The organism is Rickettsiales endosymbiont of Trichoplax sp. H2, from assembly GCF_009690945.1.
GTDB classification, from domain to species: domain Bacteria; phylum Pseudomonadota; class Alphaproteobacteria; order Rickettsiales; family Midichloriaceae; genus Aquirickettsia; species Aquirickettsia rohweri.
In genome coordinates this window covers 32,601-46,883 of the sequence record NZ_NPHZ01000006.1, presented here as the reverse complement: position 1 = coordinate 46,883, position 14,283 = coordinate 32,601, and the positions used below count along the sequence as shown (strand labels likewise).

General features: G+C 34.0%; 16 protein-coding genes. 15 read left to right on the top strand and 1 reads right to left on the bottom strand.

Features of this window, described 5'->3' with window-relative positions; genetic code table 11:
• Positions 1-16: 16 nt before the first annotated feature.
• From h2es_RS06285 to traW, 8 genes are read left to right on the top strand one after another with little or no spacing between them, the layout of a single operon-like run.
• Positions 17-352 carry a hypothetical protein gene (locus tag h2es_RS06285; RefSeq protein ID WP_154512411.1) on the top strand — a complete coding sequence of 112 codons (336 nt, stop codon included), beginning with the start codon at positions 17-19 and terminating at the stop codon, positions 350-352.
• 2 nt (positions 353-354) lie between these two features.
• Entirely contained in the window at positions 355-642 is a 288-nt protein-coding gene (gene traL, locus h2es_RS07955) for a type IV conjugative transfer system protein TraL (RefSeq protein WP_154512409.1), read from the top strand.
• Positions 642-1,199 (top strand): type IV conjugative transfer system protein TraE, encoded by a 558-nt coding sequence (gene traE / locus h2es_RS06275; protein ID WP_154512407.1) that lies wholly within the window; start codon positions 642-644, stop codon positions 1,197-1,199. Before traL ends, traE begins: the two co-directional genes overlap by 1 nt.
• 4 nt (positions 1,200-1,203) lie before the next feature.
• Positions 1,204-1,920: a TraK domain-containing protein gene (locus h2es_RS06270; protein ID WP_154512405.1), complete on the top strand. Its 717-nt coding sequence runs from the start codon at positions 1,204-1,206 to the stop codon at positions 1,918-1,920.
• A gap of 2 nt (positions 1,921-1,922) precedes the next feature.
• Positions 1,923-3,128 (top strand): TraB/VirB10 family protein, encoded by a 1,206-nt coding sequence (locus h2es_RS06265; RefSeq protein WP_154512403.1) that lies wholly within the window; start codon positions 1,923-1,925, stop codon positions 3,126-3,128.
• Entirely contained in the window at positions 3,121-3,540 is a 420-nt protein-coding gene (locus h2es_RS06260; protein WP_154512401.1) for a TraV family lipoprotein, read from the top strand. The genes h2es_RS06265 and h2es_RS06260 overlap by 8 nt, the downstream gene beginning before the upstream one ends.
• Entirely contained in the window at positions 3,540-6,020 is a 2,481-nt protein-coding gene (gene traC / locus h2es_RS06255; RefSeq protein ID WP_154512399.1) for a type IV secretion system protein TraC, read from the top strand. The genes h2es_RS06260 and traC overlap by 1 nt, the downstream gene beginning before the upstream one ends.
• Entirely contained in the window at positions 6,007-6,705 is a 699-nt protein-coding gene (traW, locus tag h2es_RS06250) for a type-F conjugative transfer system protein TraW (RefSeq protein WP_154512396.1), read from the top strand. The genes traC and traW overlap by 14 nt, the downstream gene beginning before the upstream one ends.
• A gap of 80 nt (positions 6,706-6,785) precedes the next feature.
• Here traW and h2es_RS06245 read toward each other — a convergent pair whose 3' ends face one another.
• Positions 6,786-7,067 carry a CCDC90 family protein gene (locus tag h2es_RS06245; protein ID WP_154512394.1) on the bottom strand — a complete coding sequence of 94 codons (282 nt, stop codon included), beginning with the start codon at positions 7,065-7,067 and terminating at the stop codon, positions 6,786-6,788.
• Between h2es_RS06245 and traU the strand changes: the two genes are divergently transcribed.
• From traU to h2es_RS06210, 7 genes are read left to right on the top strand one after another with little or no spacing between them, the layout of a single operon-like run.
• Positions 7,062-8,339, top strand: coding sequence for a conjugal transfer pilus assembly protein TraU (gene traU, locus h2es_RS06240; protein ID WP_154512392.1), 1,278 nt, complete (start codon positions 7,062-7,064; stop codon positions 8,337-8,339). The two genes, h2es_RS06245 and traU, sit on opposite strands and share 6 nt — an antisense overlap.
• Positions 8,339-9,043 (top strand): type-F conjugative transfer system pilin assembly protein TrbC, encoded by a 705-nt coding sequence (gene trbC / locus h2es_RS06235; RefSeq protein WP_154512390.1) that lies wholly within the window; start codon positions 8,339-8,341, stop codon positions 9,041-9,043. The genes traU and trbC overlap by 1 nt, the downstream gene beginning before the upstream one ends.
• A gap of 14 nt (positions 9,044-9,057) precedes the next feature.
• Entirely contained in the window at positions 9,058-10,344 is a 1,287-nt protein-coding gene (locus h2es_RS06230) for a hypothetical protein (protein WP_230204279.1), read from the top strand.
• On the top strand, positions 10,320-11,354 hold the full coding sequence (traN, locus tag h2es_RS06225) for a conjugal transfer protein TraN (RefSeq protein WP_154512386.1): 1,035 nt from the start codon (positions 10,320-10,322) through the stop codon (positions 11,352-11,354). Before h2es_RS06230 ends, traN begins: the two co-directional genes overlap by 25 nt.
• Positions 11,355-11,357: 3 nt before the next feature.
• Positions 11,358-12,020, top strand: a complete 663-nt coding sequence (locus h2es_RS06220; RefSeq protein ID WP_154512384.1) for a hypothetical protein — start codon at positions 11,358-11,360, stop codon at positions 12,018-12,020.
• Between the two features lie 5 nt (positions 12,021-12,025).
• Entirely contained in the window at positions 12,026-12,784 is a 759-nt protein-coding gene (locus h2es_RS06215; protein ID WP_195909990.1) for a conjugal transfer protein TraF, read from the top strand.
• Entirely contained in the window at positions 12,777-14,279 is a 1,503-nt protein-coding gene (locus h2es_RS06210) for a conjugal transfer protein TraH (RefSeq protein WP_154512380.1), read from the top strand. The genes h2es_RS06215 and h2es_RS06210 overlap by 8 nt, the downstream gene beginning before the upstream one ends.
• The last annotated feature ends 4 nt before the right edge of the window (positions 14,280-14,283 follow it).

The following is a 14,283-nucleotide window of genomic DNA, read 5'->3' as shown; positions in this document are numbered from 1 at the left end:
ATAAATAAGGATAATTATGAAAAAAATAATAAAAAAAATAAAAGCAGTAAGCAAGAAAGTCACAAAAAGCCATATATTTATAGCATTAGGGGTAGGTCTTATAGGTATTTCAATATTTCCAGAATTAGCAAGTGCTGATATACAGCCAATAACAAATTTAGGAGATTTAAGTACTAAGGTAAAAAATGAAGTGCAGGGAGATGGTTTAAAGATCACATTAAATGTGGTGGGTATAGGATGTATAATATATTCAGTGTTTAATGGATTTAATAAAGGAGTACTAGTCTTAGGTGGACTGATAATCGCATATGCGAATGTATTCTTTGGTTATGTAAATGAATTATTCAACTAGAGATGTACAATAGAAACATAATACTTATATATTTGGACGCGCCGTCAAGAGTAGCATTTTTTACGATGGATGAGGCGATGGCATTATTACTTCCATTTTTTGCGGGACTGTTATTTGGTTTTCCTGGTAGTGGTACGATAATAGGGTTAGTTAGTTGTATAGGAATGAAGCAGTGCAAGACGATGTTAGGGGGAAGAATATTGGTACATGGGATGTACAGATATTTTCCAGGGATGCATAAGCGATTAAGGATACAGATATCGTCTACAAAAAGGAGGTATATCGGATAATGGAAGCTGTATATCAAAAAAAAGTAACTAATAAATATTATAATCAGAGGAATGTTGCTGTAATAGTATGTATAGTGCTGCTGGTAGCAAATGTACTATTGAGTTTAAGTGTACTTAAGGCAAGAGAGAAGACGGTAATAATACCTGCGTATTTGAAGCAGAGTGTGTGGGTGCAAGGGGAGCTAATGAGTAGCTCATATTTAGAAGAAATGGCTAGATATTTTAGTGAGTTATTACTAGATGTGACAGCAGATAACAGTAAGTATAAAAGAGATATAGTGCTAAGATATGTATCACCTGAGTATCATAATATATTAGAAAATGAGCTAATAAAAGAGGAGAAAAAGTTAAGGAAATATAATTTAACTACAGATTATGTGGTCAAGAAAATTATAGTAGATGAGCAGAACTTACAAGCTAAAGTAATAGGGACATTAATAAAATATGTAGCGGGACAAAGGGTATCTGAAAAGGAAGAGAAAGTTACAATAAGATTTGGGTATGCAAGTGGTATAATGTTGGTCAAAGAATTTAAAAGGGAAAATAAAAAAGAGTAAAGTTATGAAAAAAATAATAGCAGCAATAATAATAGTAACAGGAATAATGAGTAGTGCAAAAGCTGCACAGAAATATCGAATTAATAAATATGATGTAATGAGTGGTAATATATCAAGGGAAGAACCGAATAAGATAATGATAGAGGGAGATAGAGTAAAGGAGATAATGGGAGTAAATGAAGAATTATATGAGATAAAAACAGATTCGATAACAGGGCAAGTTTATATAAGAGTAAAAGACAAGGATATAAAAAATATATTTTTATCATTGATTACGGAGAATGGTAAATCACAGGATTTGAAATTAAGAATAAAAGAAAAAATATCTGGTCAGTCAATAATTATAGAAGTTCCAAAAAGCGAGGAAGTAAAATTAAAAGGAGCTAAACATAGGGTGCATGAAGAGATAAGTATGGTAGTAGAAGGAGTAATGTCAGATAAAGAAGTGAGGAAGCTTGCAAGTAAAACTATGGCATGCAATGAGAAAAAAGTTGGCAAGAAAGAATTAAAGGCAAGATATGAGACAGAGCTTTTAAAAGAATTAAATATAGAAGGTTATAAAGTTGAAGTATGGGAGATCATGAACTGTCAAGATGAAGTACTTAATTTAAAAGGTAAGGAGAGAAACTTTAGTGATAAGGAGACTAGAGCTGTAGTGATAGAGAAGTCAGTTTTAGTGAATAAAAGATCGTTAAGTAAAATATATATAATTAAGAACTAAAAATGAAAAAGATAGCAGAATATTATAAAAAATTACCGATATTAGCGCAGCAATTAATAACTGCACTCACTGCGATAGGCTTATTAATGGGGATATTATTTATAAGTGGTATAGTGAGTTTTGGAAAAAATGCAAAAGTAGATAATACAGAGCCAAAGGAAGCCAAGGCAACAAAGACAGAAATAGAGACAGCAGCTAACATGGTAGATGAGCAGCAAGTTTGGAGATATACTGTAAACAACAAGGTAGGTGAGCAGGATAAGCAAATTAAGGAATTTAATGAAGGGCTTTTAGATATAAGGAATGATTTAAATAAAATTATAAAAAAGGATAGTGAAGCAGTACAAACAAATAGCAATGAAGTAATGCAACAGCAGATAGACGTGCTTACTGACATGGTAGCAAAATTAACTAAAATGCAAATGAGTAAAGATAAGGGGCAGGCAAAAAGTTATGAAGTAATGAAAGTAACTCTTGAGTCTAAGGGAGATAAAGAGAAATTAAAACATATAGAGGATACGATACCGCCTGGAGCATTTGCAAAAGCAGTTTTGTTAAGTGGGGTAGATGCTTCAACTGCACTTAGTGCAACAAGTGATCCAAAGCCGATATTGGTAAGGATAGTAGATATGGGGACATTACCCAGAAGATTTAAAAGTGATTTAAAGGATTGCCATATAGTTGCCAGTGGTCATGGAGATATAAGCAGTGAGAGGGTTTATGCAAGGCTAGAAAATTTATCATGTATAGAAAGAGAAACAGGAGAAGTAATTGAAACAGAGGTTGCAGGATATATAGCAGGTGAGGATGGTAGAGCTGGAGTAAAAGGTGAAGTTATTGAAAAAGGGCGAGGATATTTAGCAAAAAGCATGATAGGTGGAGTTTTACAGGGAGTAGCTGGAGTACTTAATCCAGGAAGGAATATAGTACCAGGTAGTTTAGGTGGAGTAAATACGTTACTTACAGAGAGGCAGGGGATTGGTGATAAATTTAAGGATGGACTGACGCAAGGAGCTGGCAGTTCAATGGATAGATTATCAAAATATTATATAGATAGAGCTGAATCAATAAGTCCAGTGGTGCTTGTGGCATCAGGTAGAACAGTAGATATAGTATTTACGGAAGGAGCTACAATAGGGACAATAAAAGTAAGAAAGGAAATAGAGAAAAAAAGAATAGCATTAGAAAAGGAGTCTGAAAATGATTAAAAAACAAATAATATTGATTGCAGCAATAGTAATATTATCAGGTTGCAGTGCAAAGAATAAGAGGATAATAGATTGTCCAGCGGGAGAGGGTATGGGTTGCAAATCTATTACAAAAGTAAATGAAGCAATAAATAAGGGGGAGATAGAAGATAATTATGAAAAAAAGATAAAAGGCAAGGGGTCAGAAGATACAAAGGGAAATAGCAAAAGATTAGCATTTAATGATGCACCTAGTAAAAGCTTGAGCCAAGATATTATAAGGATACCAGAAAAAACAGTAAAGATATGGATGAGTGGGTTTGAGGATAATTCAGGTAGTTATATAGAAGAGACATATGTTCATATGGTGGTAGAAAAAGGGAGATGGGAGGAAGTTGAAAGCAGTGCAAATCAAGTCAAAGAGGATTGGTAATGATTAATGCGCTTAAAAATAAAATAGATGAGGTATTTGGTAGCCCAATAGGAGAAATGAGTGGTGTTACAGGAAGGAGAATATTAAAATGGGACAGTATTAGTGATTTAATGCCATATGAGAGTTATGATGAGGAAAAAGAAATCTATATAAATAGCAGATCACTGGGATGTGTTTTTGAGGTATCAATATTTACAGGACTTACCAAGGCAATGGAGAATGAATTTGCCTCATTATTTCAAAGTATAATGTTGCCTGGATATAATATTCAAATATTAATGGCAGCAACGCCAAAAATAAATGATCGAATAGAGAAGTGGGAAAAAGAAAATAATAAGGATTGTGGTAGTGAAGTAATCAGAGAATTGAATAAGGGAAGAGCAAATTATTTAAAAAGTTTAGGATTAAAGCAAGATGAGCAGCAGGCATTAAGAGATTTCAAATTAATAATATCAGTAAGTAAGGAAAACGCAAAGCCAGATGAGTTAGATATACTTGAGGCATGTGAGATTAAAGAGCAAGTATCGTCAGTATTTGAAACAGCAGGTAGTACAGTTAGGGTAATGGCTCCAACTGAATTAATAAGATTTTTAGATGAGTACATGAATGGTTATAAGGGGATAGAAAGTTCAGAGAAGGAATGGAATAAATATGAGCCGATTGGTGAGCAAATAGTAGATAGGAGTAATTTATACGAAATTAGTGATGAGGGGGTGTTAATTAATAACGAGCAAGAGATTAGAAGTTATAGTGTGATTAAGTTTCCAAGGACATGGAGTATAAATGGAATGGGTAAGATGATGGGGGATGCAATAAGAGAAGTGGCAAAATTACCATGTCCATTTGTGACGCAATTGGGGGTACATATATGTGATAGCAAGGGGTTAAAAGCGGGGATGCTGGCAAAAGCATCAAGAGTAGAGGCGCAAGCTGGCTCACCACTGGGAAAGATCATACCAAGTTTAAGAAAAGAAGCTGATGAATGGGGATTTGTAAGAGATCAATTTGATAAGGGAGAGAGGTTAGTAAAATTACATTATCAAGTAGTATTACTTGAGAGAAAAGAGTTAATGACGAAGGCGGAAGCGAAGTTAGAGTTAATATATAAGGGTAATGGGTGGTCAGTGCAAAGAGATCATTATATAGGATTACCAAGTATAGTAAGTACATGGCCAATGATGTGGGGAGAAGGTTCTTACAGAGATATGCATTATTTAAAAAGAACAAAGACAGCATTATCATATGAGCCAGTAAATATGATGCCGATACAAGCGGAGTGGAAGGGTACGAGCACACCAGGGATAATGCTTACAGGAAGAAGGGGGCAATTATTTTATTGGTATCCATTTGACAATAAGGATGGGAATTTCAATGTATCGATAGCAGGTGGTCCTGGTAAGGGGAAGAGTTTTTTTATGCAAGAAGTTACTAAAAGTACGTTGAGTTTGGGGGGAAGGGTATATGTACTTGATATGGGTAGAAGTTTTGAGAAGCAGGTAAAAAGGTTTGAAGGAGAATATTTAGAATTTAGTACAAAATCAAATATAGTACTTAATCCATTCTCAACGATAAATGCAAATAAAGAGGATGCAGTAAGTGACTCACTTGATTTAATGAAGCCAGTAATATCGATGATGATAGCACCTAAAGCAGGCACTAATGATTTTGAAGATGTACTTATTGAAAAGGCGCTTATTGAAGTATGGAAAGCAAAAGGTGTTAATGCAGGGATAGGTGATATAGCAAGATGGTTTAAAGCAAGAAAAGAGAATAGAGATTTATGCCAAAGGATTGGAGAAATGTTATATAGTTACACAGAAGATGGGGTATATGGGAAACATTTTAATGGTAAGGCAAATATAAATTTAGACTCAAGATATTGTGTAGTTGAGTTAGAGGAGTTGAAGAACAAGCCGTCACTTCAAGCTGTAGTATTACAGATATTGATAGTTACGATTACAAATAAAGTAATACTTGGGGATAGGAAATATTTAAGCAGCATAGTATTTGATGAAGCATGGAATATGCTTACAGGGAAAAAGACAGCAGAGTTTATGGATAAGCTAGCAAGGACTTTAAGGAAATATAATGGGTCATTGATAGCTGGAACACAAAATTTAGAGGATTTCTATAAGAATGATGGATCGAAAGCTGTATTTATGAATAGTGATTGGCTAATAATGTTTGCGCAGAAGAAGGAGTCGATAGAGCAGTTAAAGAATGCAGGAAAGTTCGAAATAGATGAAGCGTCGCAGAGGGTGATGGAGACAATAAGGACGCAGCAAGGTAAATATTCAGAATTCATGATAATTCATGAGAGTGGGTCAAGTGTAGGCAGGTTTATAGCAGATCCATATACAAAAATATTATATTCGAGTAAGGCAGAGGAATTTGAGGCGGTAGAGAGTTTAGTTGCAAGTGGTATGGATATGGGAGATGCGATAAGAGAAGTATCTGAGAGGGTTTATGGAAAAGGATAAAAATAAAAAAGAGAAAAGATGTGATTTTGATAGGTGTATAAATTACATATATTTAATTTATATAATTATAGCAGCTATATTTATAGCAATAGTTTTTATATATTTAACATCAACAGCAGATGCTAAGGATTTAGGAGTAGTAGGTCGAGTATGGGAGATATCAGAAAGTGATCCAATTGAAGATATAAAAAATAAGTTGAAGGTGATGGAGAGTAATGGTGAGCTAGATAAGCATAATGAGAAAATCAAAGAACAAATAAAAAAAAGAATAGAAAATCCAAAGAATCTAGGGATAGGAAGAGCAGAAGAAGAGAAAGAGTATTATTATAATCCAAGCATATCAAAGCCGCATGATTTAAGGGATCATAAGGGGCAAGTATATTACAAAGCAGGAACTGTAATAAATCCACTGGATCAAATGAATATGGATAGTGAGTTGATATTCTTTGATGGAGAGGATAGCGAACAGTTAGAATTTGCAATAGATTTATACAAGAATAGTTTTAAAAAGCCAATTCTAATATTAACAGGTGGCTCACCTATCAAATTAGAAAAGAAATACAAGTTAGATTTTTACTATGATCAAGACGGTGTGATAATAAAGAAGCTTGAGATAAAAGCGGTTCCAGCATTAGTTGTTCAAGAAGGTAGAAAATTGAAGGTGAAGGAGGTGATGCTACAATGATATTAGTAAAATATTTTTGCTATAATACAGAAAGTTATTCAGAAAAAAGGCAGGAATTTTGGTGTAGTATTATATGTATGTTATCTTTTAAAGAAAATAGCGATAAGGAGAGCAATAAACATAGGTACGATCCATTTAAGGATATCGTACTTTGCAGTAGAGATTTCTTTACTCAACTTAGTGTCGAGTTGAGCAATTTCTTTCTTAACATCAGAAACCTGCTCACGAGTAGCGAGAATAGAGAGGTCAAAGTCTCTGGATTCAAGAAGGGATTTAACGAGCATTTCAGCTTGTTGTTCATTAAAGCCAGTTTCTTGAAGGCTTTTAATATATTTATGAGTATCAAAAGTTTTATAATGCATAGTAACCTCTTCGTCTTTCATAAAAAAGTAAGTAGTTATATAAAATATAATTCATGTGAAGATTATACCATAAAAGAAGCTAGAAAGCTATCAAAAAACATAATTTATAAAAAAGAGAATATAGATATTTATAAGTGGAGAATAAAAGGAATTAGTGAGGTGATAATATCTCCACTTATAAATTTAATTAGATTTGTAATAATAAAAGCATATGAAAAAGTATGCAAAATAATACTCATCACAGGAATCACTGTAGTATTAAATATAACCAATGTCAATGCAGAACCATGTGTAGGAAAATTTGTAAATCCAATAAAGGACATATGCTGGAGTTGTATATTTCCCATTAAGATAGGTAACACTTCTATATATAGTGGAGGTAGACAAGATACAGATAATCCGAGTAAGATAATATGTGTTTGTCCAACGGATGTTGGAATGGGTGTAAAAGTGTCTTTACCAGGTCTTGCGATATCATTTTGGGAGCCAGTACGTTTAGCAGATGTAACCAGGACACCGTATTGTATGGTGAGTTTGGGTGGATTTCAGATAATGAAGAGTAGCAAGAAGCATGGTACGGTTGCAAGGAAAAATGCAAATGAGTCACTGAAGCATAGTTTTTATCAAGTACATTACTATATATACCCACTTATTTATTGGTTGGAATTACTGGCAGATTTTATTTGCATGGAGCAGATGTCAATAGACATAGCTTATATGAGTGAATTTGATCCACTTTGGGGGAATGACAAGTTAAACATGATACTTAATCCAGAAGCAGCGTTATTTGGCAATCCAATAGCACAAACAGCATGTATATTTGATTGTATAAAGGCAACGACGGGATTTTCATCAGATATGTTATTCCATTGTGCTGGATGCAATGGAAGTTTATATCCATTTGGTGGGTCTATTGAGCATACACAGGGTGGGGTTCAGGCAAGCACATTAATAGTAGAAAGATTACTTGCTAGATTGCATAGAGTTGGACTTGCATGGGATACAGTAAGTGATAGTTGTGAAAAAACCTATGCGCCAAAAATAAAGAAAACACAATATAAGTTGCAGATGACTTATCCAGTACCCAATACAAAAAGAAGTGATAAATTAGATTGTAATCCATTTGGTAGATCAAGTGCTATATGGGGAGCTGGGAAGGAGACGCCTGGGAATGGTGAGGATTTTGGATATTTGGTTTGGAGGAAGAGATATTGTTGTTTTACGCTGATAACAGAATTAGCAGCAATGGCTGTTGCGGGAGGTGGTAAGTAATGCAAAGAATTAAAAGGATAAGAAATAAAGTATTTATGGCGATAATATTTATGCTACTACAAGTATCATTGGTAGGTGCAGAAGGATTAGAGCATTTAAATAAAGAGATGGCAGATAAGCAACTCATTGCGAAGGTTAAGTTATATGAAAAAGATGTAAGTGAGATTAAGAAAAGCATCAACAGTGCAAAGATTAATCAATATAAAAAGGATGCGGATCAAATGGGTAGTGAAGCAGAAAAGTTAAAAAAAGCAGCAATAGATAAACATAGCGATATATTTGGAGATATAAAAGAATTTAAAAGAAAAACTGGGAATATAAGGAATAGATTAGGAGTTAAAGAGGGGAGAAGATATGTATTTTTATCATTTAGCATGCCGAGTAAGGTGCTAGAGAGCTATTTCAAAGAATCTGTGGTAACAGGTTATTTACCTGTTTTTAGAGGGTTGCTAGAAGGAAGTTATAAAAAAACTATAGCATATTTAAAGCCTATGATGGAAGCAACTAATGCAGGTGCTGAAATAAATCCAGAAGTATTTAAAGAGTTTAACATAAAGGTAGTGCCAAGTTTTGTGTTATCAGAGGGAAAGTTAAATTGTTTTGAAGAAAGCAGCTGTGAAAGTGGAAAATATAATAAGATAGCTGGCAATATTGGGATAGCAGAAGCAGATAAGGAATTATTACAAAAAGGTGAGAAATGGTGAGGTTTATAGTAGTTATGATAATAGTAAGTATAAATTTACTAAGTATAAAGGAATCATATGGCAAGGAGTATGATTTTAGTTATATAAATCCTTACAAAGATGAAGCAATGAGTTATTTAAAAGAAGGGGAGATAAGTAATGTCGAAAAAAGTATAAATAATTATTATTTTGATTGCAAAGAATTAAGTGATGCAGAGAAGGATAAATATGAAAAATGTAAGGATGAGCAGTCAAAGATCAAAAAGGATGCAGAGCATAATAAGGAGCAGAACTACAAATCCTATGAATTAAAAAAGAAAGGTGAAGAGTGGGTGGCTCAAGGTGGCATAACAGGCGAAGAGATGAGTGAATCAGAAAAAAATGCAGCAGAGGCTTTTTCATATGTACAAAACAATGCTGGTACGAATTTAGCAGAGAATAGCTATACAGAGATAAACAAGGATTTAAATGTAATCAGTAATGAAGTAACAAAAAATCCTATGGTTAGATTAAATGCAAAAGTAAAAACAGTAGGGGGTGAAGAAATAGAAGGTACTGATTGTGCGGTATCGGATAGGAATGCAGAAAAAGATGAAGTAATACTTGAAGAATATGAAAAAGAAGAAGAGGAAACAGAAATAGAGGATTCAGAAGGATCATGTGAGAAAGATGTAGAAGGACCATTTTATTGTGAGGAGAGTTTAGAAGAAGTGGGGTGTTTGAATAAAGTTAATTGTGGATATAATGCAGGTGGAATAGAAGAGGGTTCAGTAGATACAGGTATTGATTGGGATTATACTTATCCATATTTAAGGCTAGGAAGTAGAACTCCAGATTCAAGCAATGAAGAAGACTGGCATTTTCGATGTGGGTCACGGACATGTTGTGACAAGAAGCATAGAAGTGCTAGGTTGAGAATTAAGGATTTGAATAATGTTAAAAAATTTATTCTACATAAAATCTCGTATGATGATTATGCCCTAGTCAAGATAAATGGAGTTACAGTACATAATACATTAGGTGGTAGTTATCTAGATATAACCAGAAGATATTGGGGATCAGATAGAGACGGAGATAATGATAGAATAATATCCAGTGGAGCAGGTAGTGGCCCATGTTGGAGATTGTATCCAAGTAATGGGTTTAATCATTATGATTATGTAGGTAAGGATGTGAAGCATTATTTAAGAGAGGGAGTGAATGAAATAGAGATAGAATTGGTATTTGCTCAACTTGGTCAAGTTAATGTGGTATTTGAGGCTGAGCAATACTGCTGCAAAAAGTGGGGAGATGGAGAATGGAAAGGAAATTGTCCAAAGTAGGGTTTATGGTAGGCAAAATAAATAAAATATTAATAATTATGGTAATAATAATAAAGAGTAATATAGCTTTTAGTGGTGAGTGCTGGGTAGATAGAATAGATTGCATAGAGGATGGAGAGACTAGGACTATAAATGGAGACAAAATACATAAAGATTGTTGGAAAAGAAAGAAAATGTACAAATGCAAAGGATATGCAGATCCAGTAAAGAGCTGTAGTCAATATGAAACGGATAATAACTGTATAATAGAAGATGTAGAAGACAAAGATAAATATGGAGATTGGGTAGTAAATCAGGAGATAAAATATGGTTGTAGTAAGGAAACAAAAGTAAAGAGAATACAAAAATATATAAAAGTACCAAAATTTAAGAAGGAAGATGATGAGGAGTTAAGAAAAAGAGTAAAATGTAATGAACAAGTTAGATGTATAGATGGTAAGTGCTTTGATATGAGTCATGAGCCAAATGAAGATATGGGAAAGGCCACTTCTATACTTGCATCACTCAAAGATTTAAGGTCAAGTGGTGGATTTGATCCAGCAACAATGCAGATATGGAAGGGAGATAAAAAGAAATGTGGTAAGAAATCATGGGGAGCGGTAAATTGCTGTGATAATAACAGGAAAAAAAGGCTGCCAGAAAGTGTAAAATTATCAACATGCAGTGCAGAGGAGAAAGAGTTAGCAGAATTATTATCAGCAGATAAGGATAGATGTAACTATATGGGGATGTTTAAGAAGAAGGCGTTAGGGGTTATATCAGGGTGGAAAAAATTTAAAGTATATTGTTGCTTTGATAATAACTTAGCACTTGAGATAAATAAGCAAGCGAGGGTTAAAGGTTTGGTAAATAGGTCAAATTTAAAAATAGAAGGAGATAAGTGGTTTGCATCTGATCCAGAAGAAGCTGACTGCAGTGGGTTTACAGTAGAGGAGTTAGAGAATATGGATTGGTCAAAATTAAGTTTTGAGTTTTTAGAAACGCAAGTGTTGGAGAGTGCAGCATTTTAAAAAATGGGGAATATGGTAAATGCGATGGGGCATGCGAAAAACATGGTAGTGAATGAAATTGAATCAATCAAAGAAGCAGTTAAAGCAGATGGAAAAAGAGAGGAGCAGATATACGAAAAAGGAAGAGTTTCAGAAGATTATGCAGATATAGTAGATGATGAGAAATTATATGAAAAAAAATCTGGTGATAAGCAGGAAGAGCAGTATAAAAATAAAGAAAAAAGTAGGCCAATGAAATTGCAAAAGAGACCATATGGGATAAATACTAAAAGAGGAGAGACAAAAGTGGTAGGTCATAAGCTTAGTGAAGAAAAAGAGTTAAATCAGGCAGGAGATGCTAAATATAATGCTACAGAGCGAATATACGAAGAGTGTAATGCAGAAAGCAATGATGAGCTTTGTAAGGCTTATGAAGAAATGACAACTGAAGACAGAGAGTGCGGGGGTCATGGAGCAGATCCAAATTGCAGTATAACAGAAGAGAAATGTGTTGAGGGTGTTTCAGTAAAGAAGCTTACAGATAAAAATGGTAAGGTGCATGAAATAAAAAGAGAATGTTGGAAATGGCAGAGGAGATATAGTTGTAGGGGGGAGAAAAGTGATTTTACTTTTTCAATATATTGCAACAAAAAAACAAGCCAAATAAATAAGAAGAGCGCATTATGATGGGGATGAAAAATATAAAATTATCAATACTTACACTTTTGGCTTTAGTTTTTATTAGTGAATATGCAAATGCAGGATTTTATAATGAAAGAGCTAGGGGATGGTTTTGGTATGAAAAGGAGAAAAAAGAAAAGATCAAAAAGGAAGTAGAAGAAAAAAAGTTAACGCCAACAGAGGAGATAGAAGCAATTACAAAATATACTGAGAAAAAATTACACCAAGCTATAGTGAAGCCAACATTTGATAATATAAAGAAATTTAGGAATGCAACAGATAAGGCAATGAACATAAGTGAGAAATTTGCCTATAATTTCAAGAGATTTATTTTTATGAATCCAGAATATAATTCTGAGTTAGATAATCCAGCATCACATGAAGCTTTAAGAATGCATAGAGTTGCAAATAATATAGCTAAGCAAAATAAGATAAAGGAACTAACTAAAACACATGGATTAATATATTTCTTTGAGGGAAGTTGTCCTAAATGTGTAGCATTTGCAAAAGATGTAAAATATTTCTCTAAAAAATATAATTGGGAAGTGATGGCAATAAGTTTAGATGGTGTTTTAGTAGAAGAATTTCCAGAAGCGAGAATGGATAATGGGATAGCTGATAATCTAGGAATTAAAGTAGTGCCGACACTTGTTGCAGTTAATCCAAAGAATAATGAGGTGATACCACTGGCCCATGGTTATATAGCGCAAGATGCTATAGAAGACAGGGTAGATTTTTTAATAGAAAACGGTAAATTGGTCAATGAGTAGAAGATTATTATCAGCAATAATAATAGGTATAGTATTAAATGTACAAATAGCTGGTACTGCAAAAGCAGGTATAGCAAATGAGCTGGGTAAATTTTATGAAAAACAGGGCTACAATGTAAATGCAACTGGATCGGCTGCATATAGAAGCCAGAGTGCTGGATATTATTATGGTGGTAGGGTTGTTGCAAGGAATCCGTCAATGACGTTAACTCCATTCCATTTGCAGGCACCATATTTAAGGGCTGATTGTGAAGGGATAGATGCATTTATGGGATCATTCCAATTTATAGAGATGAAGCAATTGGTAGAGATGCTAAAAAAGATAGGAAAGGGTGCAACTGGTTATGCATTTAACTTGGCTATGCAGACGATGGTGCCTCAAGTATATAACACAATACAAAAGCTACAGGATATAGCTAGAGAGATTAATAATTTTAATATAAATAACTGCAAGGCAGCAGCAACATTTTTAGGTGGAGTATTACCAGTTAATGAGACTAATTCAGCATATTTATGTAACAGAATGGGAACAACTAGCAACATGTTCTCAGATTATTCAAAAGCAAGAATGAAATGTGGTAATGAGGGAGAGAGAGGAAAGACATTAGGAAATAAGGAGAAAAAGCAGCAAGCTGGCTTTGAAGATGTTTTAGGCGATGAATTCAATCTTGTATGGAAAGCTATAAAATCGAGTAAGGCTGGAAGTGTTATGGATAATGAAGTAGCAGAATTATACATGACAATTACGGGAACAATAATAATGAAGCAAGATAGAAAAAGTGGTAAAACAGGAGATGATGGAGCGAAAGGAGAAGATACAAGGTTGCAGCCACAAACAAAAGATTCATTAGCTAAGGGGAATAATGATTTAATAGAAGCATTTATGTATGGAGAAAAAGGAAGGTATTCTGGGGATGAAAAAGAAGGGGGTATATCGACTCCCACAGTACCTATGGTATATCAATGTACAGATGGGCATGAGGAAGATAAATGTCTTGATGTAAAGGAAGTGCAGTATAAAATTAACAAAAATGATAATGGATGGGTAGATAAGATACATAAGTTATTAGATAGTATAAGAAGTAAGATAAAAAATCGGGAAGCTCTTGATGGAAAGGAACAAGGGCTGATAGAGATGACATCAATACCAATACTGAAGATAATTGGAGTAGAAATAGCATATAGTAAAGGAAGTGGTGTAATTAATATAACGCAATTCTCAGAAGCTATCGCTTATGATATGGTAATACGGTATATGGAACAAGTAACAGATTTTGTTAGTCAAAGATTAGGGGAGTTAGAAAAGGTTCAAGTAAGCAGTCACCACATAGAGGCACTCAAAAGAGATTTAAGAGATGTATCAAGAAGACTTGCAAATAAGAGAAATGCATTGTACCAAGAATTAGATCATGTACTGGGTGCGATGGGTAAAGCTGGTAGGCACGAGCAATATTTAAGAAGCAGCACATCAGGTGCTTTAGATTTTGTAAAATGAGGTA

Bases quoted from the DNA above. Each gene is read 5' to 3' on its own strand.
- trbC (WP_154512390.1), top strand. From the start codon at position 8,339: ATGCAAAGAATTAAAAGGATAAGAAATAAAGTATTTATGGCGATAATA.
- h2es_RS06260 (WP_154512401.1), top strand. From the start codon at position 3,121: ATGATTAAAAAACAAATAATATTGATTGCAGCAATAGTAATATTATCA.
- h2es_RS06245 (WP_154512394.1), bottom strand. From the start codon at position 7,067: ATGCATTATAAAACTTTTGATACTCATAAATATATTAAAAGCCTTCAA.
- h2es_RS06230 (WP_230204279.1), top strand. From the start codon at position 9,058: ATGATAATAGTAAGTATAAATTTACTAAGTATAAAGGAATCATATGGC.
- traC (WP_154512399.1), top strand. From the start codon at position 3,540: ATGATTAATGCGCTTAAAAATAAAATAGATGAGGTATTTGGTAGCCCA.
- h2es_RS06265 (WP_154512403.1), top strand. From the start codon at position 1,923: ATGAAAAAGATAGCAGAATATTATAAAAAATTACCGATATTAGCGCAG.
- h2es_RS06220 (WP_154512384.1), top strand. From the start codon at position 11,358: ATGGGGAATATGGTAAATGCGATGGGGCATGCGAAAAACATGGTAGTG.
- h2es_RS06210 (WP_154512380.1), top strand. From the start codon at position 12,777: ATGAGTAGAAGATTATTATCAGCAATAATAATAGGTATAGTATTAAAT.
- traL (WP_154512409.1), top strand. From the start codon at position 355: ATGTACAATAGAAACATAATACTTATATATTTGGACGCGCCGTCAAGA.
- traU (WP_154512392.1), top strand. From the start codon at position 7,062: ATGCATAGTAACCTCTTCGTCTTTCATAAAAAAGTAAGTAGTTATATA.
- h2es_RS06285 (WP_154512411.1), top strand. From the start codon at position 17: ATGAAAAAAATAATAAAAAAAATAAAAGCAGTAAGCAAGAAAGTCACA.
- traW (WP_154512396.1), top strand. From the start codon at position 6,007: ATGGAAAAGGATAAAAATAAAAAAGAGAAAAGATGTGATTTTGATAGG.
- traN (WP_154512386.1), top strand. From the start codon at position 10,320: ATGGAAAGGAAATTGTCCAAAGTAGGGTTTATGGTAGGCAAAATAAAT.
- traE (WP_154512407.1), top strand. From the start codon at position 642: ATGGAAGCTGTATATCAAAAAAAAGTAACTAATAAATATTATAATCAG.
- h2es_RS06270 (WP_154512405.1), top strand. From the start codon at position 1,204: ATGAAAAAAATAATAGCAGCAATAATAATAGTAACAGGAATAATGAGT.
- h2es_RS06215 (WP_195909990.1), top strand. From the start codon at position 12,026: ATGAAAAATATAAAATTATCAATACTTACACTTTTGGCTTTAGTTTTT.